Source organism: Pirellulales bacterium, assembly GCA_035546535.1.
GTDB lineage: Bacteria > Planctomycetota > Planctomycetia > Pirellulales > JACPPG01 > JACPPG01.
The window spans coordinates 41,684-67,668 of record DASZWQ010000024.1 but is presented as its reverse complement, the minus strand read 5'-3'; the positions used below and the strand labels follow the sequence as shown (position 1 = coordinate 67,668).

22 protein-coding genes and 1 tRNA gene are annotated in these 25,985 nt (G+C 61.5%); 11 read left to right on the top strand and 12 right to left on the bottom strand.

What is annotated here, in order from left to right; genetic code table 11:
- Positions 1 to 103 precede the first annotated feature (103 nt).
- Entirely contained in the window at positions 104 to 2,314 is a 2,211-nt protein-coding gene (locus VHD36_02780) for a molybdopterin-dependent oxidoreductase (protein HVU86217.1), read from the bottom strand.
- A 170-nt stretch (positions 2,315 to 2,484) separates the two neighbouring features.
- Between VHD36_02780 and VHD36_02775 the strand changes: the two genes are divergently transcribed.
- From VHD36_02775 to VHD36_02760, 4 genes are all read left to right on the top strand, one after another.
- Positions 2,485 to 3,489, top strand: a complete 1,005-nt coding sequence (locus VHD36_02775; protein HVU86216.1) for a D-2-hydroxyacid dehydrogenase — start codon at positions 2,485 to 2,487, stop codon at positions 3,487 to 3,489.
- An 87-nt stretch (positions 3,490 to 3,576) separates the two neighbouring features.
- Positions 3,577 to 5,208: an FAD-dependent monooxygenase gene (locus VHD36_02770; protein ID HVU86215.1), complete on the top strand. Its 1,632-nt coding sequence runs from the start codon at positions 3,577 to 3,579 to the stop codon at positions 5,206 to 5,208.
- A 118-nt stretch (positions 5,209 to 5,326) separates the two neighbouring features.
- Complete coding sequence (locus tag VHD36_02765; protein ID HVU86214.1) at positions 5,327 to 6,484, top strand: sialidase family protein; 1,158 nt, start codon at positions 5,327 to 5,329, stop codon at positions 6,482 to 6,484.
- A gap of 75 nt (positions 6,485 to 6,559) precedes the next feature.
- Positions 6,560 to 7,381: an NAD(P)-dependent oxidoreductase gene (locus tag VHD36_02760; GenBank protein ID HVU86213.1), complete on the top strand. Its 822-nt coding sequence runs from the start codon at positions 6,560 to 6,562 to the stop codon at positions 7,379 to 7,381.
- A gap of 14 nt (positions 7,382 to 7,395) precedes the next feature.
- Here VHD36_02760 and VHD36_02755 read toward each other — a convergent pair whose 3' ends face one another.
- Both VHD36_02755 and rfbD read right to left on the bottom strand, forming a co-directional pair.
- Positions 7,396 to 8,814 (bottom strand): MFS transporter, encoded by a 1,419-nt coding sequence (locus tag VHD36_02755; protein ID HVU86212.1) that lies wholly within the window; start codon positions 8,812 to 8,814, stop codon positions 7,396 to 7,398.
- Positions 8,815 to 8,867: 53 nt separating this feature from the next.
- Positions 8,868 to 9,827, bottom strand: a complete 960-nt coding sequence (gene rfbD, locus VHD36_02750) for a dTDP-4-dehydrorhamnose reductase (protein ID HVU86211.1) — start codon at positions 9,825 to 9,827, stop codon at positions 8,868 to 8,870.
- Between the two features lie 253 nt (positions 9,828 to 10,080).
- On the opposite strand from rfbD, the gene purE reads away from it, so the two are divergent.
- Entirely contained in the window at positions 10,081 to 10,575 is a 495-nt protein-coding gene (gene purE, locus VHD36_02745) for a 5-(carboxyamino)imidazole ribonucleotide mutase (protein HVU86210.1), read from the top strand.
- 160 nt (positions 10,576 to 10,735) lie between these two features.
- Here the strand turns inward: purE and VHD36_02740 are convergent, their stop codons facing one another.
- The 4 genes from VHD36_02740 to VHD36_02725 form a co-directional block, all read right to left on the bottom strand.
- The gene (locus VHD36_02740; protein ID HVU86209.1) at positions 10,736 to 11,554 is read right to left on the bottom strand and encodes a class II aldolase/adducin family protein; all 819 of its coding nucleotides are present in this window, start codon (positions 11,552 to 11,554) and stop codon (positions 10,736 to 10,738) included.
- A 202-nt stretch (positions 11,555 to 11,756) separates the two neighbouring features.
- The gene (locus VHD36_02735; GenBank protein HVU86208.1) at positions 11,757 to 12,605 is read right to left on the bottom strand and encodes an enoyl-CoA hydratase; all 849 of its coding nucleotides are present in this window, start codon (positions 12,603 to 12,605) and stop codon (positions 11,757 to 11,759) included.
- A gap of 65 nt (positions 12,606 to 12,670) precedes the next feature.
- Complete coding sequence (locus tag VHD36_02730; protein ID HVU86207.1) at positions 12,671 to 13,645, bottom strand: dihydrodipicolinate synthase family protein; 975 nt, start codon at positions 13,643 to 13,645, stop codon at positions 12,671 to 12,673.
- A gap of 95 nt (positions 13,646 to 13,740) precedes the next feature.
- Positions 13,741 to 14,076 (bottom strand): DUF1805 domain-containing protein, encoded by a 336-nt coding sequence (locus VHD36_02725; protein HVU86206.1) that lies wholly within the window; start codon positions 14,074 to 14,076, stop codon positions 13,741 to 13,743.
- 367 nt (positions 14,077 to 14,443) lie between these two features.
- Between VHD36_02725 and VHD36_02720 the strand changes: the two genes are divergently transcribed.
- The 3 genes from VHD36_02720 to VHD36_02710 all read left to right on the top strand — a co-directional run bounded on the left by VHD36_02720 (position 14,444) and on the right by VHD36_02710 (position 19,967).
- On the top strand, positions 14,444 to 15,418 hold the full coding sequence (locus VHD36_02720; protein ID HVU86205.1) for an alpha/beta hydrolase: 975 nt from the start codon (positions 14,444 to 14,446) through the stop codon (positions 15,416 to 15,418).
- A 137-nt stretch (positions 15,419 to 15,555) separates the two neighbouring features.
- Entirely contained in the window at positions 15,556 to 16,065 is a 510-nt protein-coding gene (locus tag VHD36_02715; GenBank protein ID HVU86204.1) for a hypothetical protein, read from the top strand.
- 218 nt (positions 16,066 to 16,283) lie between these two features.
- Positions 16,284 to 19,967: a right-handed parallel beta-helix repeat-containing protein gene (locus tag VHD36_02710; GenBank protein HVU86203.1), complete on the top strand. Its 3,684-nt coding sequence runs from the start codon at positions 16,284 to 16,286 to the stop codon at positions 19,965 to 19,967.
- A gap of 207 nt (positions 19,968 to 20,174) precedes the next feature.
- On the opposite strand, the gene VHD36_02705 is transcribed toward VHD36_02710, so the two are convergent.
- Complete coding sequence (locus VHD36_02705; protein ID HVU86202.1) at positions 20,175 to 21,452, bottom strand: hypothetical protein; 1,278 nt, start codon at positions 21,450 to 21,452, stop codon at positions 20,175 to 20,177.
- 73 nt (positions 21,453 to 21,525) lie between these two features.
- A tRNA-Arg gene (locus VHD36_02700) sits at positions 21,526 to 21,599 on the bottom strand.
- Positions 21,600 to 21,757: 158 nt separating this feature from the next.
- Between VHD36_02700 and VHD36_02695 the strand changes: the two genes are divergently transcribed.
- From VHD36_02695 to VHD36_02685, 3 genes are all read left to right on the top strand, one after another.
- Complete coding sequence (locus VHD36_02695) at positions 21,758 to 22,219, top strand: hypothetical protein (GenBank protein HVU86201.1); 462 nt, start codon at positions 21,758 to 21,760, stop codon at positions 22,217 to 22,219.
- A 78-nt stretch (positions 22,220 to 22,297) separates the two neighbouring features.
- Positions 22,298 to 22,678: an acyl carrier protein gene (acpP, locus tag VHD36_02690; GenBank protein HVU86200.1), complete on the top strand. Its 381-nt coding sequence runs from the start codon at positions 22,298 to 22,300 to the stop codon at positions 22,676 to 22,678.
- 113 nt (positions 22,679 to 22,791) lie between these two features.
- Entirely contained in the window at positions 22,792 to 23,241 is a 450-nt protein-coding gene (locus VHD36_02685; protein ID HVU86199.1) for a hypothetical protein, read from the top strand.
- A 44-nt stretch (positions 23,242 to 23,285) separates the two neighbouring features.
- Here the strand turns inward: VHD36_02685 and VHD36_02680 are convergent, their stop codons facing one another.
- The 3 genes from VHD36_02680 to VHD36_02670 all read right to left on the bottom strand — a co-directional run bounded on the left by VHD36_02680 (position 23,286) and on the right by VHD36_02670 (position 25,901).
- Entirely contained in the window at positions 23,286 to 23,615 is a 330-nt protein-coding gene (locus VHD36_02680) for a YbjQ family protein (GenBank protein ID HVU86198.1), read from the bottom strand.
- A gap of 42 nt (positions 23,616 to 23,657) precedes the next feature.
- Positions 23,658 to 24,572: a PEP-CTERM sorting domain-containing protein gene (locus tag VHD36_02675; GenBank protein ID HVU86197.1), complete on the bottom strand. Its 915-nt coding sequence runs from the start codon at positions 24,570 to 24,572 to the stop codon at positions 23,658 to 23,660.
- Between the two features lie 285 nt (positions 24,573 to 24,857).
- Entirely contained in the window at positions 24,858 to 25,901 is a 1,044-nt protein-coding gene (locus tag VHD36_02670) for a DNRLRE domain-containing protein (protein HVU86196.1), read from the bottom strand.
- Positions 25,902 to 25,985: the final 84 nt, after the last annotated feature.

The window sequence follows — 25,985 nt, the reverse complement described above, 5'->3', positions numbered from 1 at the left end:
CAGAGGCCATTTCTCTTGCATGCTGCTATGGTGGGAAAAACGCGCGGACTGCGCATTGGTGCTGCTTCCCGACAGTCGAGGCTCGCGAGCGCCGGGCGAATGGCTAGCTTTGTAGGACCGGTTGCACGTCGCTAGCGGCCGCGACCGCGACCGCAACCTTCGCTCGCAAGCGCACTTTCACGCCATTGAGAATCGACTGGCCGACGACCGATTCGACTTGCTGATCGTCGGTCCAGTCGTTGGCCGAAACGCCGGCGTTCGCCCCCGCCACCCGTTGCCAACGGGCCGTTGCCGCGTGACCCCAGCCGTGCGGCAAGCTGACCACACCCGGCCGCATTTCGTCGCTGACGCGAATTGGCACTTCGCCCGAGTGGATTGAGTTTTCCAGAATGGCAGTATCGCCATCGCGGACCCCCGCGCGGGCAGCGTCGTCGGGATGGATCAAGAGCACGCACCGAAGTTTTCCCGAGACGAGTCCTGGCACATTGTGCATCCACGAATTATTGCTGCGCAAATCGCGCCGGCCGATCAACAGCAGCGTCCCGTCGTCGGTCGATTGTTCGAGCGACTGGGCCAAAGCGTCGATCGCGCCGAGTAGAACCGGCGCCGCGAGATGCATCTTTCGATCGCGATGCAAAACCCGATGTTCAATGCCCGGCTGCATCGGCCCCAGATCGATGCCGTGAGGCGCTTGCTTGAGTTTTTTCAGATTCAGGCCTCGCTTCCATGGCAGAAACCGGTCGCCGTGCGGCCCAAGACGAACGAGCAAATCAACCGTTGAATCGGGCTTCCAGCGAATGCCGAATTTTCGACCGACGCGATAGAGCCAGTCCAGCGGCCGCAGACCGGTTGGCCCGCCGCCCAGGCGATAGATCAGCTCAAGAATGATTTCCCAATCGGCCTTGCCGCCTTCCGGTCGTGGCACTGCCGGCGGTGACCAGCGCGCGACATTGCGCACGGCCGCGTTGGTCGAGATCAAGTCGACGTGATCTTCGGTCAAACTCCAGGCCGGCGGAAGAATCACATCGGCATGCCGCGTCGTCTCGTTGATGTACAAATCGATCGAGACCATGAAATCGAGCGTCGCTAGCGCTCGGTCTAAACGTGGGCCGTTGGGCGTCGATAACACAGGATTGCCCGCGTAGGTGACCATAGCACGAATCTGGCCACGGCCGGGCGTTTCGATTTCTTCAGCAAGTATTGCGGCCGGCAAGTCGCCAAACGTCTCAGGTAGCCGGCGCACGCGGCTGTGCCAGCGGGCATGGCCGTCGGCCGCCGTCAGCATCAAAATGGGACGTGCGTCAAAAACAGGAGTGGGGAACATGGCCCCACCGATCTCGCCCACCCGCCCTGCCACCAGGTTGACGATATCCGTGGCCAGTGAGGCGACCGTACCATGCGCATTGTTGCAAACGCCGACGCGCGAATACGCGACCGACGTGCGCGCGGCCACAAACTCGTGAGCCAGACGGCGAATCGTACCCGGATCGATGCCGGTCGAGGCGGCCACGCGCTCGGGCGTGAATTCCGTCAGCCGGCGCTCGATTTCGTCGAAGCCGAGGGCCAGTCGTGAGATATGGTCGCGCCGCACGAGTTGTTCCGCGACAATCACCTGCGCTATCGACAAGAGAAACGCCGCATCGCCGCCTGGCAGTATGGCAACATGCTCGTCGGCATCGCGCGCGGTTTCGGTGCGCCGCGGATCGACGACCACCACCCGGCCGCCCCGCCGACGAATGGCTTGCAACCGTTCGCGAACGTTGGGCGCCGTCAGAAAGCTGCCGTTGGACACGCGCGGGTTCGCCCCCAGGCAGAGCAAATAGTCGGTCCGATCGATATCTGGAACCGGGATCGACAGCGAGGCACCGTAGACGTAAAAGGAAGTCGCGAACCGAGGGCTCGTATCCTGTGAACCGGCGCTTGTGCAATTGCGCGTTCCAATCGCGCGAAACAGGCCGTTTCGCAAAGCCAATACGGCGTGGTTGTGCCCGATCGGATTGCCCATGTAGAGCCCGATCGCATCGGCGCCGTGCTGCGCCCGAATCGCGTTGAGCTTTTCGCCAATCAGAGCAAACGCTTCGTCCCAGCGGATGGGCTCGAAATCGCCGGAGGGCGTGCGGCGCATCGGCGTACGCAACCGGTCGGGATCATTGTGAATGGCCGCGATCGCCGCGCCCTTGGGGCAGATGTAGCCGTGGGAAAAGACATCTTCCTCGTCGGGGCGAACGGCCACGATCTTGTCGCCCTCGACGTCCAGGCTCAAACCGCACATGGCTTCGCAAAGCGTACACGTGCGATAAACGGTGGTCGCCATCGTTCTGTCCCCGGCGGAATGATCGATTGCCTTTCGCGTCGATTGTAGTCCGCCGCCACGTTGCGTCACAATGCGCGGACTGGCCTCCGGCTGGCGATTTCCGGCGGCACGCCCGATAATGCCGTCGACGTAACAAGCCGTACACCGAACATTCCCTAGATGGATACTCGATGAAACTGTTGATTTCGCCCGCTGTCGAGCCCGCCCGTTTTTCCAAGATTGAATCGACAGTTGCGGGATTAGGCACGGTCGTTAATGCCGCGGACGACGCGCAAGCGCTCGCCGAAATGGCCGATGCCGACGCCTTCTTCGGACGCATTACGCCGGCGTTGCTCGCACGCGGCGAACGGCTCCGCTGGATTCAAGCTCCCACGGCCAGCATGGAACACTACCTGTTTCCCGAGCTGGTCGAGCACTCGGCCGTGCTCACCAACATGCGCGGGCTGTTCAACGATTGCATTGCCGACCAGGTATTGGGATACATTACGTGCTTTGCCCGCAACTTGCACCTTTACATTCGGCGGCAAACATCGGGACGCTGGGAACCGGTCGGCGGCGAGCAGACGCGCACCGGTTTCCAGTTTGGCGCGGGGCTGCAAACGCCCATTGATCTCGAACACCGGCAATTGACGGGCGCTACGCTGGGCATCGTTGGTCTGGGCGGCATCGGCGCCGAGATCGCGGCGCGCGGAGTGGCTTGCCACATGCGCGTGGTGGCCGTCGACCCGGCGCGAACCGAGCCCGTGCCGGGCATGGAAGCACTGTGGCCAATCAATGAATTACCATGCCTGCTTTCCGAAAGCGATTACGTCGTGGTTGCCGCTCCGCATACGCCCGAGACCGCGGGGCTGTTTGGCCGCGCACAGTTTCAGCAGATGAAGCCGACCGCCTATTTCATCAACATCGGCCGAGGGGCGATCGTGCGCTTGGCCGACCTGTGCGCGGCTCTTCGAGCGAAAGAGATCGCCGGCGCGGCGCTCGACGTTTTCGAGGTCGAGCCGCTGCCGCCGGAGCATCCACTGTGGCAGTTCGACAACGTGATCCTCACGCCGCACGTCGCCGGCATGGCCCCCTTGATCGCCGAGCGGCATTTGCAAGTGCTCTTGGACAACCTGCGCCGCTTCGCGCAAGGAAAGGAGCTGCTGAACATCGTCGACAAACGGCGCTGGTACTAAACGGGGAAGTTGGACTTCGATGCGGCCGCGTGACTATGCCCGGATCAACAAATGGTGAGGTCGGCGATGTCGGAATCTACGGTTGACGTGCTCGTCGTCGGCGCGGGGCCAGTCGGCCTGACCATGGCTGCTGAACTCGTGCGGCATGGCCTGACCTGTCGCCTTATCGATAAAGCCGCGACCCCTACCGACAAGTCGAAAGCCCTCGTGCTGTGGAGTCGCAGTATGGAAATGCTCGACGCCATCGGCATTGCTCCTTCCTTTGTCGCGTCCGGGCTGCGCGGTCGCGGGGTGAATCTCTACACGCAGGGAGAGCGGTTGCTGCACATCGCGTTGGCAATCGACAGTCCTTACAACTATGCGTTATTGATCCCCCAAAACGTTACGGAGCGGCTGCTGGCGGAACACGCCGGTCGCCTTGGCGTGCGAGTCGAGCGGTCGCTTGCACTTACTGAGTTTTCTGCGGACGAAACCGGCGTAACGAGCCAACTATGCTCTGTGGACGGACAGAAGGAGCAGCTGCGCAGTCGCTGGCTGGTGGGCTGTGACGGCGCCCATAGCACTGTGCGCCATGTTCTTGGCGTGCCGTTCGCCGGCGATGCCGAGCCGAACGATTGGATGCTGGCCGATATTCATCTCGAAGGAACATTGCCGTCGGATGAGATCAGCATTTTCTTTCACACGCAGGGTGTGCTCGCCTTCTTCCCCATCGTCGGTGGTCGCTTTCGCGTGATCGCCGACCTCGGGCTGGTCAAGAACGTCGACCGTCCCCCTGATCCAACGCTCGCCGAAGTGCAAGCCATGATCGACCAGCGCGGCCCAGGCAAATTGACGGTCCGCGATCCGGTTTGGTTGGCGGGTTTTCGCATTCACGAGAGGATGGTCGCCGAGTATCGCCACGGTCGCGTGTTCCTTGTCGGCGATGCGGCGCATATTCATAGCCCCGCCGGCGGACAAGGGATGAACACTGGCATGCAGGATGCCTGGAACCTGGCGTGGAAGCTGGCACTGGTTCACAAGGGTCGCGCGAAGGATGTGTTGCTCGACAGTTACTCGCAAGAGCGCAGCGCCATTGGCCGCGCGGTGCTTCGCAACGCCGGCCTTATGACTACCGCCGCGACGCTGCGCAACCCGCTGGCGCAGGGGCTTCGCGACGGGGCATACAAACTGTTCGGATCGCTCGAAGTCGTGCAGCGCGGACTCAGCAATGCTCTGGCCGAGGTGTCGATCCACTATCGCCACGGCCCGATTACGGGTGAGAACGGCGGTTTCTGGAATGCCGCGACGCGCCTGTGGGAGGGAGGAGTGCATGCCGGCGATCGCGCGCCCGACGTCGAGTTTGCCGAACTTGCCACCGGCCCGCGGCTGCGATTGTTCGACCTCTTGCGCGGCTCGCAGCACATTCTGCTTCTGCTGACAGATAACCTCTCAAACGACGACCTGCTGGCCATTCCAGACGCTGTCGAAAGCCGCTTTCCGGGTATCGTTAAAATGCATTTCGTTCTGACACCCCAGAGCGCGCGCGATTTACCCCACATCCTTGATTCGAGGACCGCCGCTGCGACGATACTCATCGATTCCGAGCGTCACATGCAGGAAACCTACGGAGCCGGCGCCAACACGCTCTTTTTGATCCGGCCCGACGGATACGTCGGCTTCCGTGGTCAACCTGCCTCCGGGGCTGCCCTGCTCGCTCACCTCGAACAGTATCTGGTCTGAGCAATCTCCTGAACCATCCAAGCGGACAGCCGCACCTTGACCGCACAAGTCGCGGCTCGCATTCTATGTAGGCGGTAGGTGCAGCCTTGATCCCAATCTCGACGAGGGAATGCTTCTCATGATGCGACCGCTCGTGACAATCGCTACCAATTGTTTCGCCTTGTTCGTAGTGCTCGCTGCGCAGGATGCGGCGGCCATCGAAGTCGAAAACGTTGACGTCTATCGCGTGCCCGGTCGCTTCGGAGGCTGGCCGGCCAATCACGGCATCTGGTCGTGGGGCGACGAAATTCTCGTTGGCTTCGGCGCCGGGTATTATCAGGACCTTGGCCCCGAGCGGCACAACATCGATCACGGCAAGCCCGAGGAGCATTTGCTCGCTCGCAGTCTGAACGGCGGCCGTACCTGGAAGATCGAGAATCCCGCCGAGCAAGGCGTGTTGATCCCGGTTGGTAAGGCGCTCCACGGAGTCACGCCGCCCGGCCTGGTGGAAAAGCCGTGGCAAGACTGTCCCGGCGGGATCGATTTCACGCATCCCGACTTTGCCATGACGCTGCGCATGACCGATGCGGACATCGGGCCATCGCGCTTCCACTATTCGACGGACCGTGGTCATACCTGGAAGGGACCATTCCGCCTGGTGCTAGCCAACAACACGGGTCTCGAGATCGCTGCTCGAACGGATTACATCGTCAACGGCCGGGACGACTGCTTGCTTTTCCTGACTGCCGCCAAGACGGATCATGAGGAAGGGCGCGTGCTCTGCGCCCGCACGAAGGATGGCGGTAAGACCTGGAACTTTGTCTCGTGGGTCGGGCCGGAGCCGACGGGCTTTTCGATCATGCCCTCGACCGTGCGGCTGGGCCCGGCCGAGCTGCTGACAGCGTTGCGACATCACGAGGGGCCGAAGAAGTGGATCGACCTCTACCGATCGCTCGATGACGGCGGAAGCTGGCAGTCGGCCGGCATCGGCGCGCCGGACACGGGCGAAGGAAACCCAGCCAGCATGATCCGGCTGAAAGACGGCCGCGTCTGCCTGACGTACGGCTATCGCAAGGCCCCCTACGGGATGCGCGCCCGTCTCAGCAGCGACGGGGGCCGCAGTTGGGGTAAGGAGATCATTCTCCGCGAGGATGGCGGCGGTCGGGACGTCGGCTATCCACGTAGTGTGCAGCGCGCCGACGGGCACGTGGTAACGACCTACTACTATCACGATCAACCGAAAAGCGATCGCTATATTGCGGCCACGATCTGGGACCCCGACAATGTGGAGCAGTAGCTGACCGTGGCCGTATAACCGAACTCTCGGCGGCGAGGGGCGGACTCAAACCGAAAACCAAGCGCGGAGCATCCCATGCCCAATTTGCGCGGCAAAACCATGTTCATCACCGGTGCCAGTCGTGGGATCGGCAAGGCGATCGCCCTGCGCGCCGCGCGTGACGGCGCGAATATCGTCATCGCGGCGAAGACCACCGAGCCCCATCCCAAGCTGGCCGGAACGATCTTCACCGCCGCAGAAGAGATGGTGGCGGCGGGCGGGCAAGCTCTGCCTTTGGCGGTCGACGTGCGCCAAGAGGAGCAAGTGGCCGATGCCGTCGAGCAAGCGGTCAAGAAATTCGGCGGCATCGACATCCTCGTCAATAACGCCAGCGCAATTTCGTTGACGCCCACGACGGCCACGCCCATGAAGCGTTACGACTTGATGCACCAGGTCAACGTGCGCGGGACATTCCTCTGCTCGCAGAAGTGCATTCCGCACCTGGCCAAGAGCGACAACGCGCACATCTTGAACCTCTCGCCCCCTTTGAATATGGAAGCCAAGTGGTTCGCCGGCCATGTGGCTTACACGATGAGCAAGTTCGGCATGAGCATGTGCGTCTTGGGCATGGCGGCCGAACTGGCCGAACAGGGGATCGCCGCCAACGCCCTTTGGCCGCGCACCGTGATCTGGACCGCGGCGGTCGAAAACCTGCTGGCCCCGCACGCGCGGCCTTTCTGTCGCAAGCCAGAAATCATGGGAGACGCGGCCTATGCGATCCTCACCAGCGACAGCCGAAAATGCACGGGCAACTTCTTTATCGACGAAGACCTGCTCCGTGCCCGCGGCGTGACCGACTTCGATCAATACGCCACCGAGCCGGGCAACCAACTGCAGCCCGATTTCTTTATTGATTGAGGGATGTAGCGACGCTAATCGCTGCGATTCGCGGCAGAGTCTCGCTCGACAGCCGCGCTCTTGAGGGCGCCCGCTTCGCTGAGCGCCGCGAGTTCGTCGGCCGGAATGTCGGTAGCCGCTTGGGGATCAGCGACGACGGCGGGCAGGATGCCCTTGGCAATATAAATCGGCCGAATGAGCGGACGAATCGCACGCAGATGCAGGGCAAAAATGCCGCCAGCGGTTACGCACACCAGGCCGGCCAAGGCCAGCGTCCAGCGGATGCCCAGTTCCGTGGCCACGCTGCCGGCCAGCAAACTGCCGAACGGAGCCATGCCCATGAAGGCCATGGCGAACAGGCTCATCACGCGACCGCGTTTGTCTTCGTCGACAATCGTTTGCAGCAGCGTGTTGCACGAAGCGGCCTGAACCAACATCGCCGCACCGGCCACCACGAGCGCGGCCAAAGACAGAACAAGATGGCTCGACGACGCGAGTACGATCATTGCCGCGCCCAGCGCGACGCTGCCGATCACGATCACGCGCCCCAGTCCCAGCACGCTGCGGCGTGAGGTGAGGTAAATAGCGCCCGCCAAAGCGCCCATCCCGGCACTGCCTAACAGAATGCCGAGCGTGCGCTCGTTCCCGCCGAGGATCTGGTTGGCATAGATTGGCATGAGTACGGATTGTGACATCGCCATCAAGCTGACGATGGCGACGATCGAGAGTAGCGCACGAATCGGTGCGAACCCGAAGGCATACACCAGGCCCTGCCAAAGCGCCGAAGTCACCGGCAAATGTTTTTGTGTTGCCGGTCGCGGCGCAATGCGCATGGCCAACAGGGCGCCAAGCACGGCCAGAAAGCTGAAACCGTCGATCACGAAGCACAGTCCCTCGCCGAACGCGTAGATCAAGAAGCCCGCCACGGCCGGGCCCACCAGGCGCGCGGCCTGTACCATCGACGAATTCAGCGCGATGGCGTTGCTCAGGTCCTCGGGCTCGTCGATCATCTGCACGAGGAACGATTGCCGCGTGAGAATATCCAGAGCGTTCACGATGCCCTGAAAGATGCTCAAGGCGATGATCTGAACCAGCGTGATGTGCTCCGACAGCACCAGGTACCCCATCGCGAAGGACTGTACCATCGACAAGGTCTGAGTGGCCTGCAGCACCCGGTGGCGATTCCAGCGGTCGAGCCACACGCCGGCCAAGGGCGCCAGCAGAAAGATGGGTATCTGAGCGGCGAAATTCACCACGCCCAGCATGAACGCGGAGTGCCCCGACGCGGAATCGCGCGTCAGCCGATAGACCAGCCAACTGGTCGCTACCAGGCTGAGCCAGGTGCCGACGAGCGACACGAGTTGGCCGCTGAAGAATAACGCGAAGTTGCGGTGGCGCAGCGACCGCACCATGAAGCCAAGGCTTTGCCGGACGTTGGTCGTGCGGTTACTCATCGCGGACGTTCAATGGGACGGGGTTTCCGGCGCATTATACGGAGGCGAGTCCATCAGGTTTTACGGTTCGCGATGACAATCGCGGGAAAGGCGGCAGCCAGCGCCGTGCGCCAATCGGGAAGCCGCACGTCGAAGCGCTCGGCAGCCCGCGCGCCATCCAGCCGTGAATTCAACGGCCGGCGGGCGGGTGTGGGATATTCGCTGGTTGGAATCGGCGTCACGTGTTCGACGATCAGCGGCAATCCGGCGGCACGCGCCAGACGAAAGATTTCTTCCGCAAAGCCGTGCCAACTCGTCTCGCCGGCGCAGGGCAGGTGGACAGTACCTCCTTGCTCGTTAAAGAACTCGACCGGCCCGGCGGATGCGCGTGCCACGATTTGTGCCGTCGCGGCCGCTACGCAGGAAGCCGGCGTCGGCGCGCCGATTTGATCGTCGACCACGCGCAGCTCGGCTCGTTCCCGCCCCCGCTTCAACATGGTGCGCACGAAGTTGGCGCCGTGAGGCGCGTAGATCCAGGAAATGCGCAGAATCAAATGCGCGGCGCCCGAAGCGCGGATCGCCTCTTCCCCCTGCAGCTTGGTGCGGCCGTACATGTTCAAAGGGCCGACCAGGTCGTCTTCGCGCCAGGGACGCGTGCCGGAACCGTCGAAGACGTAATCGGTCGAAAAGTGTACAAGCGCCGCGCCGATCGCCCGCGCTTCCTCGGCCAGCACGCCCGGCACCACGCCGTTGACCTGCGAGGCTGTGTCTTGCTCGGTTTCTGCCCGATCGACCGCGGTGTATGCGGCGGCATTGATCACGATCGACGGTCGCACGTCGCGCACCACCTGGCGGAGCGCGGCAAGGTCAGTAACGTCGAGCCCGATTGTAGCCCCGGCCTCGGCGGTTTGGCCCGGCGCTCGAGCCGTGGCGACGAGCGGGCCCAAGCGCGACAGCATTCGTACCAGTTCGCGCCCCACCTGGCCGGTGGAGCCGATGAGCAGAAATCGCGGCGTCGTTGGCGGGGCGGTCACGAGTGCTTCGTTCTGGTTTGTGGCGGGTATCTCGTTGCTAAGCAAAAATCGGCTTCGGGCCTTCGGCCATCTTATCGGTAGTGGTCAGTAGGCGACCATATCGATCGGCGCCGGCCTTGTGCGCCTGCCCCCTTGTCAGCGCTGGCATTTGTGCGATACTCAGCCGCGCCGCTTGCTTCGCCCGCGCGTCTATTGCCCTGGGCCGGCGCGTCTGTTGGCGCTTGATTTCTCTGCTCGCCGAAGGAAGGACTCTATGCACGCCGTGGAAAAACCGCTGGTCGCGATCGTGATGGGGAGCAAGTCGGACTGGGAGCTGATGAAGCACGCCGACGAAACGTTGGCCGAGTTCGGCGTCGCGCACGAGTGCCGGGTGCTGTCCGCTCATCGCACGCCCGATCAGTTGCGGGAATACATGGCCGACGCCGAAAAGCGCGGCGTGGAAGTGTGGATCGCGGCGGCTGGCGGTGCCGCGCACCTGGCGGGGGTCGTGGCCGCGCACACGGTTCGCCCCGTGCTTGGTGTGCCGATCCCGAGCACGACCCTGAATGGTCTTGATTCGCTCCTGGCGATCGTGCAAATGCCGGCCGGCATCCCGGTGGGGACGCTGGCCATCGGCAAGCCGGGCGTCATCAATGCGGCGCTCTTGGCCGTTGCGGCTCTGGCAACGAGCCGGCCCGAGTTAACGAAGAAGCTGCACGACTACCGCGCCGAACAAGCCAAGAAAGTCTTGAGCGAAACGCTGCCGTAGAAAAAATGCAGAATGATGCATGCAAAATGATGAGTCACGAGGAAGGGCCCTCGCTCATTGTTCATCACATTGTTCATCATTCTGCATCCTTTTGCGTTTCTCTTGGTGCACTCTGACACCTCTGTGGCTAGTTTCTTCGAAGCCGAGCTAGCCGAGGAGATTACTTCGCCCGCCATGGGTCGTAGTCCGTCTCGTGACGATCGAGCTGCCGCACGACGGCTTCCCATTGGAATGGGTAGCGCATGGGCTGCGTTAACACCGAGCGGCTTTGCCGCGCCACCTCGGGCGGAACGACTTGCAGCGGCCGGCCCGTGGCCATGGCGCGAAGATTCACGGCACAGGTGCGTTCCATGTCGAGCATGTCGAGCAGTGCTTGCTCGACCGATGGGCCTGTCGTCAGCAATCCGTGGTTGGCCAGTATCAAGGCCCGTTTGTTGCCGAGCGCCGTCGTGATGTCGACGGTCTGCTTCTCGTCGAGCACGATGCCCGTGTAATCGACGTAGATAGCGTGGTCTTCGAAAAACGAGCAACCGGTCTGCTCGAGCGGATCGAGCAGAATTCCCAGCGCGCTATAGGCCGAGCCTGCTGGCGGATGCGTGTGGCAAGCACAGTTGACGTCGGGCCGCGCATGGTGAATGGCCGCGTGAATGCAAAAGCCGGCCTGATTGATCATGGGCCAGCCGTCGATGATTTCGCCCTTTTTATTGACGAGCACCAGATTCTCGGCCGTCACTTCGCTGAACATCTTGCCGAACGGGTTAACCCAGAAGTAATCGGGAGCGCCGGGCACGCGCAAGCTGATATGGCCGGCCAATCCGTCGTCGAGCCCGTGCCGGGCGATGATGCGATATGCCGCCGCCAGCTTGACCCGCTCCCGGCGAGCCTCGGCGGAATTGGCGATCTCGAGGACCCATTCCTTTTCCGCGTTGTTCTCTGCGACCTGATTGCGAACGATCGTTGCCGGATCGGTGTTGATCATCGAAGTCATCCTTCCGCCACGGAAAAATGAAAGAGGGTTGTCAATGGGCCATGCTGGGACACGCCCATCATGATACAGCGCTAGCTATGGGCGTGCATGTACGGCGACCGACAAGCGTGCCGCTGGCAGCTTGTCTACCAGTGTTTATCTAGGATCCGCACTGGTGGGCAAGTCACCAGGGGCACCCAACCTGAATAGCGTCTTAGCTGCGCCACTGCGGCGCGCGCTTCTCCAGAAACGCGCCAATGCCTTCGTGGGCATCTGGTAGAGCAGCGTTCTCGACCATCGCGCGCTCAGCCACCGCATATGCTTGCCGCCGATCAAGCGGCAGTTGCTCGTAAAAAGTCCGCTTCCCCAGGGCCAGCGTTTCTCCGCTGGCCGTGGCAACGTGCAGTGCGAGCCGTAGCGTTTCGTCGGCAAGCCGCTCGCGTGGCACCACGCGGTTCACAAGTCCGATGCGCTCCGCTTCGGCCGCCGAGATCGCTTCGCCCGTGAGCAACATCTCCATCGCCTTCTTGGTATTCACGGCGCGCGACAAGGCTACGGCGGGCGTCGAGCAAAACAGGCCGATCCGCACGCCGGGCGTGGCGAAAGAAGCCGTCTCGGCGGCAACCACCAGGTCGCACGTGGCGACCAACTGGCAGCCGGCCGCGGTGGCCAGCCCATCGACTTCCGCAATTACCGGTTGCGGCAGCCTGGGGATCAATTCCATGACCTCGGAACACAACGCGAAGAGCGATTCCGCCTCTTGCCGGTTGGCGGCGGCAACTTCGCGCAGGTCGTGCCCCGAGCTGAAAACCGATCCCGTGGCACGCAGAATCACGCACTTGATGGCAGAGTCCTTGCCGATAGCACGAAGACGATCGCCGAGCGCCGTCAGCACCTCGCGACTGAGAGCATTACGACGCGCGGGATTGGCCAACGTCAGGATTGCCACGCGGTCAATCGTCTCGAGTGTGACGAGCGATGCGGCGCCGCTGCCGGCCCCTTGGACAGTTGGAGCCTGATCCTTGGGGGCGTTCGCCGCTGATCGGGGCGCTGGCTGCCTCATGGTTTCCTCGCCTCGCTGAGCCACCACGCGGCGCTTGCCAGCATTTCGCAAACCATGCAGTCGATCTAGTTCGCGCTGACGGACCGCGTCGGTCGGGCGACGCTGCGCGGCGGCGTAGAGGTCGTCCTGGAGCAATAGTCGTCGAAGCCCAGCCGCGTCAGTTGCTCGTCAAGCTGGCTTAGCTGTTCGGCAGTCAAGGGCCGATAGGGCGAACGGACCGGACCACAATCGATTCCCAACCGGCTCATGACGGCCTTGCCGGCAGCCATGAACGAGGGACCGAAACGCAACAAGGCTCTGACTAATTCTACGGCGCGCATCTGCTCGCGGCGCGCCAAGGTCATGTCGCCCGCGTCAAAGGCGTGGATCACCCGCTGATACAGGGGCGTCATGAAATTGTAAGTGCTGCCGACCGCACCGCGGACACCCAGGGACAGGGCCGCCAGCAGGATTTCGTCCTTGCCGAACAGCACCTCGAAACGTCCATCGTCCAGCGACACGCACGCGGCCAGGTCGACCAGGTCGTCGTGGCTGTATTTCAGGCCCACGAGGTTCGGGATCTGTCGGCCGGCGACTTTCATGAAGTGCGCCATCGGCATACTCACGCCGGTCATGACCGGAATGTGATAGTAGTAGAAGGGCAAGTCGGCCGCCGCGGCCGCGATCGGCGCGCAGAAATCGGCCAGCATCTCGGCATCGGCCGGCTTGGCAAAGCAAGGTCCCATCGCCGCGATCGCGGCGGCGCCGTGCGCCACGGCATGCTCGGCCATCTCGATGCAGTCGCGCTGGCAAGTATGCCCCACGTGTACGAAGATCTGAAAGCGACCGGCCGCGGCCTTGATCCAGCGCTCGACCACCTGGCAGCGCTCGGCGATGGTCATCGACATGCTCTCGCCCGTCGTGCCGCAGACAAACGCGCCCGACAGCTCATTCGTAGCGAACAGTTCCGCCTGCTCGTCAATCACGCTGAGATTGAGCTCGCGATTGCGGGTAAACGGCGTGTAGGGGGCAGCAATCAGTCGGACCGGTGAGCGCTTCATAGATTTCGTAAACCGAAGAGAGTTGAATGGTCGGTGTTCGGATTCGCGGCGGGAGTGTGTGCAATATAACGTGTTGCCGGGCAGGACGATGGACTCTAGCGGGCGGTCAGCAGTTTGGCCAGCGCGTCCAAGCCGGTCATGCCGGGTTCGATGCCCATCTGCCTTGCTGGCTCGCTGACTTCGACAATCTTGGCGTGGTACAGGTCCTCGGGCTCGCAGAGCGGCTTCGTGGGGGTGCCACGGGCGATAGCCACGGCCAGGCCGAACTCGCCGGCAATCGCCACGTCATAAATGCCGCAACCGACCAGGCCGCGGTTGGTGTGAATGGCACAGTATTGTCCGCCCGGCCACCGGTAGCTGGTGCCGAGCACATCGCCGTGCGGGGTGTGCAATACCTCATTGCGCGCGGTCGGCAGCGTCTTGCTGGTCATGCGTAGAATCCCTAACCATATATACACGCCCCGACTGAATCACGGTGCGACAATTACCTTGGTACCTTGCCCCGGATGCGGCGGCAAGTGTTGCGACACGAAAGACCGACACAGCTTGCCAAAGATTAACCCCCTGGATCGATCCCGAGGGCATCGACGGATGGGCAGACCGCGGAACGATGGGAAGCCAGCGAGCGTCGGAGCACTGATGAGCCCTTTCAGCCCTAGCAGGGGGCGATTTGACCCGCCGGAGACGATCATTCACAATACTGTTCCACTGCCTTGATTGCCGGCTTTTGCGGGACCGGGCGATCGGGCGATTTACCCCATGCCCTTGGCCTCTTACCGCCCTTGCAGGAGCCCCGCCGTGAAACGCACTTTCTCGCCCGTCGCCTATTTGCTTGTAGCCGCCGCACTCGTCACCTTGTCGTCGAACCGCGTCTGCTCGGCAGAGGACGCCCCTGGCGGTGTTGCGCGGCTGGCCGACGCGCCGGCAAAAGCAGAGTCCCCGTACAAGCAGCAACAGGACGTCGTGTTCGCCGACATCGACGGCATCGGCCTCTTGATGGATATTTTCACGCCGACCGGAAAGAGCAATGGGCTGGGGATCGTTGACGTGGCCAGCGGCGCCTGGTATTCGGACCGCGGCAAGATCAACGATCACAAGCGGGCCCGCATGTTCGATACCTTCTGCGGTCGCGGCTATACGGTTTTCGCCGTTCGTCCGGGCTCGCGCGGCCGGTTTACCGCGCTGGAAATGCTGCAGAACCTGAAGACGGGCATTCGCTGGGTCAAGACGCACGCCGAGGATTACAAGATCGATCCGGATCGCCTCGGCCTCACCGGCGCTTCGGCGGGCGGTCACCTGGCCTGCTTGTGCGCGGCCACGGCCGACGACGGAAATCCCGACGATCGCAACCCGCTGAATCGCGCGAGCACGCGCGTCAAAGCGGTCTCGGTCTTCTTTCCGCCCACGGATTTCACAAACTGGGGGAAGCTGAAGGTCGAGCCGGGCAAGCTGGATGTGACGGGCCGCATGGTCGGCAATTTGCTGTACCTGGGAGGAGTGACGACGCAGAGCGACGAGGAAGTGATCGAGCAGATCAAGAAGATTTCACCGGCGCATCAAGTCACCGGCCAATTCCCGCCGTTTCTGGTTTATCACGGCGACAAGGACCCGCTCGTTCCGCTGCAGCAGTCCGAGTTGCTCGTGGCGGTCCTCAAGAAAGAGGGGGTGCCGGCGGAATTGATCGTCAAGCCGGGGGGCGGTCATCCGTGGCCCACGATCCATGAAGAAGTGAAAGAAGTCTGCGACTGGTTCGATAAAGAACTGGTGAAATAGGCGGGCGGCGGCCGTTCTGCCGGTCGGTACTGGCAACCCTACTATCGCAGAAGGTTTCGTCGTGCGCGTTTGCGCCGAACCTCATCCGGCCGACGATTGTCAGCCTCTGACAGGCATTCTCGGTCGTTGGGGAAATCATGAACGCGCAAGCCGTGCTGGTTGTTCTCGCGGCCTGCGAGTCGGCTGGCATCGACCTCTGGATCGACGGCGGATGGGGTGTGGATGCGCTGCTCGGGGAGCAAACCCGCGAGCACGGCGATCTCGATGTGATCATCGCCCGCGAGAACGCCGGGCGGCTCGAAGAGCCGCTTCGCGCCTTGGGATTTCGTAGAAGTCCCGATGGATCGGCGACGAACTTTGTCATGGCGCGTGACGGCCTCGGCGCGGTCGACGTGCATGCGATTGAGTTCGACGCGCGAGGATTCGGCGTCTTTGTTCTGCCCGACGGTCGTCGTTGGCCGTTTCCGCCGTCAGCCTTTGCCGCGACGGGTTCGATCGGCCCGCGGCGCGTCCGCTGCTTGTCGCCGGAAGCACAAGTGCAATGTCACGGTCAGGGTTATGCGCCGACGGAATCGGACCTGGCGGACATGGAGCGTTTGCAAGAGAGATTCGGCGTGGTGCTGCCGCTCATTCTGTGCCGGAAATAGCGACGACGGAGCTGGTCAAGAATTGCGCAGCCGCTTCAACCAGTTCGGAGCCAGACCGACCCTAACGCGTTTTCTCGGTTAGCCGCGAGCTGGCATTTTGTCGCGGTTACCGGCGCCGCGGCATTTTTTCCGCGGCGGGCCCACTTCGCCCGGCATGTTCGCGTTGATGGCGCACAATTGCAAGTCGCTTCAACAACGCATTCCGGGGGGATCGCAGAATGTTCCGCCAGTTCTGGTCGCGTATTCGTAAGAAAGTCGCGCGACAAAAACCAGCGAAGCGTTTTTTTGCCGTCGAAAACCTCGAGAGCCGCTTCGCGCTCAGCACGTTTTCCGTCTTCAATCTCAATGACAGTGGCAGCGGCTCACTGCGCCAAGCGATTCTCGACGCCGAGGCGGCTGGGGGCAGTGAAATCATCAACTTCAGCGTCTCGGGCACGATTGAGCTGACCTCGGGCGCCCTGCCCACGATCACCAATGCCATCGACATTCAGGGCAATACAGCGCCCAACTTTTCGGCGGCGCCCGTGGTCGAAGTGGATTGCAACGGCTTTGGCGGGCTCGAATTTGCTTCGAGCGCGACCGGTGCTGCGCTGACCTCTTTGGCGATCGTCGGCGCCAGCGGGGCGGGCGTAACGCTCGACGGCGGCGGCAACATCGCGATCGCCAATAACTACATCGGCATCGGTATCGGTGGCGCCACCGCACCGGCCAATACCGGCGACGGACTCGAGCTCGATAACTCGGACGGCAACACCATCGCGGGCAACGTCATCAGTGGAAACGCCGGCAACGGCATCAATCTAAGCGGCTCGGACGACAATCTGGTCACCGGCAACCTTCTGGGGGTCGACGCGACGGGAAACGCCGCAGTACCCAACGGCCAGAACGGCATCCTGATCACCAGCGCATCCACGGGAAACCGGATCGGCGCCATCGGCACGCCGAATGTGATCTCTGGAAATAACGCCGACGGCGTGCTGATCAATTCCGGCTCAAGCCAAAATTTCGTCAACGGCAACCTGATCGGCACGAATGCCGCCGGCAATGAAGCGATCGGCAATGGGCTGGACGGCGTCAAGCTCGACAACGCGAATGCCAACGTCATCGGACAGGCGAATAACATTTCGTACTACGACACCAGCAACATGCCGATCACGCCCTCGGGCGAAACCGGCATCCGCGGCACGGGAACGGCGGGCCAGTACTACATCACCGGAGACTCGGGCGCCGAAGGCTTGCTGTTCCAAGGAACTATTGACGGCGTCGGCACCAGTTACCCCGTCAATTACCTCGACGGGTCGACGAACACGTATATCACCAACGTCTATGGTCCGAACGTCCTGAATTCGACGACGTTGCAACTCGTGGGAACCTACAAGAATGCCAACTCCACGAGCGACAACGTCAACAGCTTTCTCTTTCAGGGAACGATCGCAGATCTTGGGACCGCGGCGAACTATCAGTCGATCGTCTATCCCGGCGCCACATACACGTACGCGCACAGCACGGCAGGCGGCTTGATCGTGGGCAATTACGATAACCCCGTCGACCATGGCGAAGACAATATCCCGCTCGGTCCGGGGCACGCCTTTATCTACAGCATCGCCCAGAACAAGTTCATAACCGACATTACGTTCCCGGGCTCGAAATCGAATAGCGCCTATGGCATCTGGTACAACGGCGGCACCAGCTACACAATTTGCGGCGGCTACAGCCTGGGATTCGTCAACAATCTCACGAATCAGAACCAGCCGCTCTCGACCGGGTTCATGGTCGACTACGATTCCGCCACCGGCATGTTCTCGCATTGGACCTCCTTCAGCGTGCCCGGCGGCCCTGATCTGGTTACGCATTTCGAAGGGATCAGCAGCACGCAACAAGGCGTCTATACGTTAGCGGCGTCCGCTGCGCCCGGAACGACGACGGATCCTGTGCAGGGTTACCTGGTGACGGTCATTCGAAATGCCGACGGAACGTTTGGAAATACGACTTGGGCGCCGCTCGATAATCCGGCGGGAACGAACACCACGGCCAATTCGGTTTACGGCGATGCGGTGGTCGGCGTGCTCAGCGGCACATCTCCGCCCGGATATCAGGCGCTGGTCAACCCCAACTTCGAGCTCTCGAACGTCATTAGCGGCAACGGCAGCAATGGCATCGAGCTTTCCGGCGCGAACAACAATCAGATTACGATGAATTACATCGGCACCGATATCACCGGCACGGTGGACCTCGGCAACGCGGCCAACGGCATCATGGTGGCCGCGCTTTCGGCAGGCAACATAATCGGCGGACAAGCCACGGGCGGCAACAGCCCGACCAACGGCGTGTTCGTCCAGCCGCCACAGGGCAATGTCATTTCGGGAAATGACATGGACGGCGTCCTCATCGCCAGCGGGGCCACGCAAAACCAACTCAGCGGCAACTACATCGGCACGTCGGCGTCCGGCAATTCGGCGCTGGGGAACGAGAAAGACGGCGTAGCCATCGTCAACGCCAACAACAACTCGTTGGTGGGCTGCTTCGCCAGCCAAAGCCCGTTCGTCTTCTATAACGTCATCAGCGGTAACATCGGCAACGGCCTGCGCGTCTTTAACTCGAACGATACGACGATTCAGGGCAACTTCTTCGGCATGGGCGCGAACAACGCCACGGCCGTAGGCAATACGCTCGACGGCGTGCTCATCGCCGGATCGTCGGCCGGCACGGTGATGGGTGGAGAGATCCCCTTGGGGAACGTCACCGCCACGAATGGGCAGAACGGCATCGAGATTCGCGATACCGCCAGCGACTTCGTCTCGTACAACTCGTTCGTTGGCCTGGCCGCCTTCAATGATGACCCGAATTTTGGTAACGCGCATGACGGGATACTCATTACCTCGACGGGTAATAACATTCTGCTGCGCACCAACGTCATAACCGAGAACGGCAATGACGGCATCGAAATCGGCGGCAACGCATCGAGCGTGCGCGTCGTTGGCGAAATCATCGGACTGTACACCACCGGCACGCCGATGGGCAACGTGAAGAACGGCATCGAGATCGATGGCAACGCTCACGGCATCATCATCGGCGGCCCGCAATCAAAAGCTGATGTCATCCCCCACAATGTCGTTTCTGCAAACGGCGCCAACGGCATCGCGGTCACCGGCAACTCATACGGCAACACGATCAGTTTCACCGACATTGGCACAGAAATTTCTGGAACAGCCGCCAGACCCAACGCGCTGGACGGCATCTTGCTGGGATCGGGCACGTCCGGCAACACGATCGGCTCGCCCGACCCGCGACTGCAGACGTTCGTCAGCGGCAACACAGGGAACGGCATCGAAATTCGCAACTCGCAGGGCAACACCATCATCAACACCAACGTCGGTATTGGCATCGGCGGCGCGGCGCTGGGAAACGGCGGCAATGGCATCTTAATCGTCGCCAGTTCGAATAACACAATCGGCAGTACGTCGTCTGCCATTCCTCATAACGTCATCGCTTACAGTGGCGGAGACGGCGTCGCTATTGCGTCGGGAACGGGTAATGCCCTGCGCGAAAACTCGATCTACAGCAACGCCGGTCTAGGCATCGACCTGGCGCCGGGCGCCAACGCCAACCAGGCGGCGCCCGTGCTGAACACCGTGAGGTCGTTCTTCTTCGGCGTGCAGATCTCGGGCAGCCTGCGAAGTACCCCGAATGCGACGTTCACCATCGAACTCTTCGGCAGCAGCTCCGGCGGATCCAACGGGCAGGTGTACCTGGGCTCGGTGACGGTTCGCACGAATAACGTCGGGATGGCCACGTTCACGATTGCCGTGCCCCGATTACCGTCAGGCATACGGTACTTCACCGCCACGGCCACGAGCTCCGCCAACAACACGTCGGAATTCTCGAAGAGCGTGCATCACTGAGCGGCGATTGAGACCGCTAACTGTTTTGTCACACAATTGATGCTGATTTCCGGGGCCAGGGCCACGCTCGGTGGCAATGCCGCACTGGCGGGGCATCCAGAGCCCATTTCTTGTCGTGCAGGCGTCGCGCCCGCGAATCTGTCTGTGCAGCGTTCGCCCCGGTGCGGTAGGGTGGCAGGCGGGACGCCTGCACCAGAAAAAGGCGTGCTAGATCCGCACAAAGATTTTCTGCCGATACAACCAGAAGCAGACGAGCCACATGGCCAAGAGCACCATAGCGTGCTCGACGATCGGCACATAGGCTTCGCCCAGGTGCAACGCGTCCGAAACGCGCGCGAAGATGTCCTGCCCGAAATGGATTTTCAGCCGCGTATGGAACCAGCCGCTGAGCATGCTCTCCATGACGTACACCAGGATCGAGTTCATGCCCAGGACCACCAGCGGAAAGCTCCAGCGGCGCAAGCCCAGGACGTCGATCACGCCGAAGAAGCCGGCCAGCAAGAGCAGCGTCCAGCCGGTGCTGAAGATGGCCCAACTGGGCGTCCAAATGACTTTCACGATCGGACAGATGCCGGCCAGGTCGAGCCCTTTGCCTACCGCCAGTGCCGCCACGCCCAGCCCGGCGAGAATCAAAAACTTCTTCCACTTCGGCAGTGCGCCGCGCAAAAACTCGCCCGCCATCAGCCCAAAGATCATCGTGGCCAGCGAGGGAATGAAGTTCAGCGTCGGATAGCCCGACGACTCGTAGGCGAACGGCTTGGCGCGCGGGAAGAGATTCAAGAACCAGACGTCGAACCTGGCGGCTGGATTCGTGTTCTTGTCCCAATGCTGGCGAAAACCTTCCAGGTGCTGCCAATCGGCCGCGACGCCGACCGACGCGTAGTCGAAATCCTCGGCCGGCAGCGGATACACGGCAAAGAACAGCCAATAGCCGACCAGGATCACGGCGGCCGCCGCGCCTTGCCATAGCCGCGGCTTGCCCCACAGCAGAAACAAGAACGTATAGCCGAGCCCGATCTGCGACACGACGTCCATGAACGTCCAGTTGGTTTGCGTGCCGCCTCCCGAGCGAAGAAAAACACCCAGCAGCACCAGCACCACCGAACGGGTCATGGCGTGTACGAGCATCCGCCAATACGGCTGCCCATGCGACTGGCGGGCGGCGTACGAATACGCCATCGCCACGCCGACCATGAACATGAACGACGGCTGGATCAAGTCCCAGAACGCGCAGCCCAACCATTTCACGTGGTGAAAGTGATAGCCGAGCGTCTGCCAGGTGGGATCATCGGGAAAGCTTTTGCGGGCCACGTCGTAAATGCCGAACCCACCTCCTGCCAGCACCGCCATGATGAAGCCGCGGTAAGCGTCCAGCGATAAAAGACGCTCGTTGGGCTGGGTGCGGATCGAGTCGGAGCGCTTTGTATCGGGCGCCGGCTGCGATGGCACGGGGGCGGGCGAAGGCGAGGCGAGGGTCGTTGCCATGCGAGGCCTCTTTGATGAAAAGATCCCAAGCCGACAGCGCCCGCTTGGCATGGAAGCAAGACGAACGTCGAAGCACGCCCGGCAGGATTCGAACCTGCAACCCTCGGTTCCGAAGACCGATGCGCTATCCAGTTGCGCCACGGGCGCGTGCAGCTACCGGCTAGAATACGGCAGCCTGGGCGGGGCCACAAGGGATGCAGGTCAGCCGTCGAGTCATCCAGCGCGGGGCACTCGTACCGCATCGAGTTGGTAGAATTGGTGGCGGTGGATCGCGTTTCTCCGCTACTCGACTGGAGACGTGAACAATGTGGTCGCCACTCGCGCGAGTGCAGCGCCTTCTCGACTATGAGTTGCTGACGATTCCACCGCCCCTGCTAACTCCGATTCCTCGCTTTACCATTGTTGGCGGCGTGAGCGGATTTATCGTGTGGTGCGTTGCCGGCGCGCCTTTGGCGATCTTTCAAGGTCTATGCCTCGGTCTCCTCGTGGCGTCACCGTTCTTTGGCCCGGAGCGCACGACAGTTATCTGTCATTTAGAATCTCCGATCAAACTAAAGCGCCGGGTGATTCAAGTTTGCTCGGCGGTTTACCTGGTGATGATCGTGGCGGTCGTTGTCGGAGCATTCCTCATGTTGCCGCTCGTGTTCGTTCCGCTACTAGCAGGCGCGGCTAGCTGCCTGTTCCTCTGCCTGACCGGACTCGTAAACCTGGTAACAGAACTGCTGCGTATACTCGCGCATTGGCTAAGCGTGGGAAGAACCGCTTGAATGCCCACAGCACCGAAACACACCGGCCGCGGGTTCCGGTTTGGGACAGTGTTAGTTGGCGGCTTGAGGTGAACAGCCATGACCATTTCTTCGCGCACGCCGGAGGGATTGCCGAGCCGATGTTCGCTGTGCGGTGCTGTCACGAACCTCGAATACTCCGATCCGGCCGGCGATGCCCCCTGTCCCAGTTGTGGGCAGCTCTTGTGGCAGTCCGCGGCCCTTCTTTCGCAATTCCAAAACCGGTTTGCAGAGTCGCTCAATGTGGCTCCGGATCTTATCACCGCGAACACGCGCTTCAATGACTTGGGCGCGGACTCGCTCGATCAAGTGGAACTCATCATGGAATTGGAAGAGGAATTCGACCTGGATATTCCCGACGAGGCGGCGGTACGGATAACCACGATCGGCGACGCCATCCGCTATATCGAGGAGCGCAGACGTGGTCAGCCCGGCGAATAAACACTAACTGCTTTCGATCGAAGCAGTGCCGGTTAGGATGAGGATCGGAATAAGCGTCATCCACGCGCCGGGGGACTATGATTCTTGCACAGCCACTTACGCTCGATTTTCTCGTGAGGCACTATCGCTGGTGCATGGTTCTTGGGGCGATCTTGCTTGTCGTCGGCGTCTGCACCGAATCCTTTGGAGCGGCTGGTATTTTCCTTGTCGCACTGGGCGCGTGCGGCGCAACGTTTCAACGATGGAGGCGCGAGCCGGGGCTGTGGATGCTCGCACTTGTGTTTTTAGCGCTTTTCGGTCCGACGTACCTCGCCTTTGCATATCACCTGGCTGACGAGATGATGCGCGGGGTAGTGGCACCGCTCGGCGCACTCGACTTTGTTCTAGCGACGGTTGTTCAATTGCTCCTCGTGCGGACTTTACTAACGATCGCGCGATTCAATTTCCTTCTCTCGCGGCGATTGCGTATGAAGCAGCCGAACCGGTCGGAACATGGTAAACTGATCCAGTCAAATCCGATAAGCACGCACCGCCGCCAGGCCAGCCGCGACCGGCACCTGTAGTGAAATATCTACCCCATTTATGGGCGGAGCCGACACCGCTGTTTTCAACCGCGTTCCACGCGAACGGCTGTTCCGTAGCACAGCACTTCCGAGACGCCTTGCATGAGTTCGGTGGCGTCGTAGCGAATTCCAATCACGGCGTTCGCCCCCAGTTGTTCGGCGTGCTCGACCATCATCTCGAAGGCATCGGAACGGGTTTTCTCGCACAGCGACGTGAAGAGGGTAATGTTCCCACCGAAGAGGGTTTGTAACGAACCTCCCAGGGTGCCGAACACGGATCGCGAACGCACCACGATGCCGCGCACCACTCCAAGATTCTTGACGATCTGATACCCATCCAGTGTGAAGGCCGTCGTCGTCAGCGAGTGATCCATCTTTCCACTCCGTTAACTGGTTCATGGCGACCGGTTATGCGGCTAGATAATTGGTCTTGGCTTTCGACGCATCAAGGTGGCCACGCCCAGCGCACCGAGAATCAAGAGCGCAGCCGTCGACGGCTCGGGCACCGTTGCCATGAAGCCGTGGTCGACGTTTCCTACCTCATAAAATCCAACCACCGTATTCCCAAAGATGCCGAGAGCCTGCGTATCGCCCGTGGCGAGCGGGTCGGCCACCTTCGTGTAGTGGGAACCGTCGTAAACAAATCCGAAGGCGGTTGGATTGTCTAAATAACTGCCGACGATTTTATCGCCCGAGATGCCGCGCGCCTGCGACAAGTCAGCCGACGGGGGACCGTTAATCGTCGTGTACGTCGAACCGTCGTACGTGAATCCACGTTGAAAGGGCTGAAACGAGCCGACGATCGTACTGCCTGAGATGCCGTAGGCGATCGTTCCCTCGAGGCCCTGCGGGTCGTTGATGGGGGAATAATTCGTGCCGTCGAAGAGGAACCCGCTCACGCTGAACAAGCTGGAGACGTTCGAAGCCCCCACGATCTTGTTCCCCGAGATGCCATAGGCCTGAGTCCCGGTACCCGCGGGATCATCGAGCGTGGTGTAGGTTGAGCCGTCGTAGAGGAAGCCATGATCAACATTGGAGGAGTCGACGTAATATCCAACGATGTTGTTGCCGTCGATGCCCTCGGCGAACGTGCCTTGTGACGCACCGGTTCCCGCCAGTGGGTCGTCGAGCGGCGTAAAGGTGGAACCGTTGTAGAGGAAGCCGTGATTGACGTTGGAGGAGTCGACGTAGAAGCCGACGATGTTGTTGCCCGAGATTCCCGTCAATGTGGTACTCGTTCCCGCGGGATTGTCGAGCGTGGTGTAAGTGACGCCGCTTGCCCTCGAAACAACGAGCGCCGTCAAAATGAGAACGATGGGACCTGCCCGCATATTCTCTGCTCCGTAGGAAGGAAATGAATGGCACGATGCTTCGATCGAGCTGATGCCGCAGCCAAATTGGCCGCAAGAAGCTTGCCCTGGGCGCGATAAACCGATCGACGACCCACTGCCCGCTGTTAGATGTGGCTCAGTAGCTTGCTCCGCCCCTGATAACCCGGCAGCTCTTGCGCCAGGCCGTTACGATAGAAGGAGTATGTTACAGATCGCGCTGGGCGCGAATCAAGTGAATAAGCCTTCAATCTCTTGAAGTCACAAAAACCATCGCGCACTTGCCCATCACCATGCGGCCCGTCGACGACTTGCAAATCGCCTGGGCGCTGGCAGGAAAGCTAGCGCGCAAAGTACGCTCAAGACGATCGTCGAGGGCTCCGGCACCGTAGCCCCCTGCTGCGAGGTCGCCAGCCAGTTCGACGAAACAAGGGCGATGTCTTGTGAATTGACGATTCCATCAAAATTTGCATCGCCCGGCCCCCCTACGCCTGTGTTCAACCAGGCGCTGGAGATCAGGGCCAGGTCTTGGGAATTGACGATGCCATCACCGTTCACGTTTCCGGCAAGCGCGGCGTAAGTCACGACCAGTTGTGGGCGTGTCGTGGGGTCCGCCGCTTCTTTCGTCCAGAATGCGCGGAACGTTCGCGTATCGGTCTCGTCGGAATTCACCAATTCCCAACCGAAATTGGTCGACGGGTTGTTGAGCCAACCTTGCACGTCGGCCGTCATCGTCGGCGACGTCCAAGTGGACACGGTGTTGACGACCGTTCCTACCGTCACACTAGCACTGATGGTTTGCGAAAAATCTCCGCCGGGCGTCGTCCACGATGTGTTGGGGAAGCTCGGGCCATTCCAGGTGGCATCGCCTGGGCCGGCCGGAAAGCCTTGACCGGTGCCGCCGATCTGGGTGAGCCCTGCTCCGGTCGTTCCCTCTCCCCATGCGGTGGAAAGTTTATGCAGGCCAATGGTTGAGGTTGCCGTGCCTGCGCCTGGTCCCCCGCCGCCCCCTGAACCGGCCACCTTCCCGAGTGAAAGATCCAATTGCACTCCGAAAATCGTGGCGCCGGCCGGAATATTGTCAGCAATGTCGAACTGAATCAATCCTCGCAACGTCGCCCCGTTACCGTCGGTGCCGGCGAACATTCCTGGACCGGCGCCGTTGCTGTTGTTGACGTCGAGCGGGTTCCCAAAAATGGTCGCATCGCGAACATCTGTATCGATATTGACGTCATTGGCGCCGCCGATCACGGCGACGGCCGCCTGGGCAACGCTGGCAGCAGAAAGCGCGATCGCCAGTGCGGCGACATTCCTCAGCAAGGACCAGTTCACAACGGACTCCCTACAACCTTGTTCCGCAAACGACCAACGCACGCTTCGATCACTGGACGGCCGCCTGACTGCCGGCGGCCGTCC

Excerpts from the sequence above, each read along its gene's own strand:
- VHD36_02760 (HVU86213.1), top strand. The coding sequence starts at position 6,560 with ATGCCCAATTTGCGCGGCAAAACCATGTTCATCACCGGTGCCAGTCGT.
- VHD36_02710 (HVU86203.1), top strand. The coding sequence starts at position 16,284 with ATGTTCCGCCAGTTCTGGTCGCGTATTCGTAAGAAAGTCGCGCGACAA.
- acpP (HVU86200.1), top strand. The coding sequence starts at position 22,298 with ATGACCATTTCTTCGCGCACGCCGGAGGGATTGCCGAGCCGATGTTCG.
- VHD36_02735 (HVU86208.1), bottom strand. The coding sequence starts at position 12,605 with ATGAGGCAGCCAGCGCCCCGATCAGCGGCGAACGCCCCCAAGGATCAG.
- VHD36_02765 (HVU86214.1), top strand. The coding sequence starts at position 5,327 with ATGATGCGACCGCTCGTGACAATCGCTACCAATTGTTTCGCCTTGTTC.
- VHD36_02740 (HVU86209.1), bottom strand. The coding sequence starts at position 11,554 with ATGATCAACACCGATCCGGCAACGATCGTTCGCAATCAGGTCGCAGAG.
- VHD36_02725 (HVU86206.1), bottom strand. The coding sequence starts at position 14,076 with ATGACCAGCAAGACGCTGCCGACCGCGCGCAATGAGGTATTGCACACC.
- VHD36_02730 (HVU86207.1), bottom strand. The coding sequence starts at position 13,645 with ATGAAGCGCTCACCGGTCCGACTGATTGCTGCCCCCTACACGCCGTTT.
- VHD36_02695 (HVU86201.1), top strand. The coding sequence starts at position 21,758 with ATGTGGTCGCCACTCGCGCGAGTGCAGCGCCTTCTCGACTATGAGTTG.
- VHD36_02680 (HVU86198.1), bottom strand. The coding sequence starts at position 23,615 with ATGGATCACTCGCTGACGACGACGGCCTTCACACTGGATGGGTATCAG.
- VHD36_02715 (HVU86204.1), top strand. The coding sequence starts at position 15,556 with ATGAACGCGCAAGCCGTGCTGGTTGTTCTCGCGGCCTGCGAGTCGGCT.
- VHD36_02755 (HVU86212.1), bottom strand. The coding sequence starts at position 8,814 with ATGAGTAACCGCACGACCAACGTCCGGCAAAGCCTTGGCTTCATGGTG.
- purE (HVU86210.1), top strand. The coding sequence starts at position 10,081 with ATGCACGCCGTGGAAAAACCGCTGGTCGCGATCGTGATGGGGAGCAAG.
- VHD36_02780 (HVU86217.1), bottom strand. The coding sequence starts at position 2,314 with ATGGCGACCACCGTTTATCGCACGTGTACGCTTTGCGAAGCCATGTGC.
- VHD36_02675 (HVU86197.1), bottom strand. The coding sequence starts at position 24,572 with ATGCGGGCAGGTCCCATCGTTCTCATTTTGACGGCGCTCGTTGTTTCG.
- VHD36_02705 (HVU86202.1), bottom strand. The coding sequence starts at position 21,452 with ATGGCAACGACCCTCGCCTCGCCTTCGCCCGCCCCCGTGCCATCGCAG.
- VHD36_02775 (HVU86216.1), top strand. The coding sequence starts at position 2,485 with ATGAAACTGTTGATTTCGCCCGCTGTCGAGCCCGCCCGTTTTTCCAAG.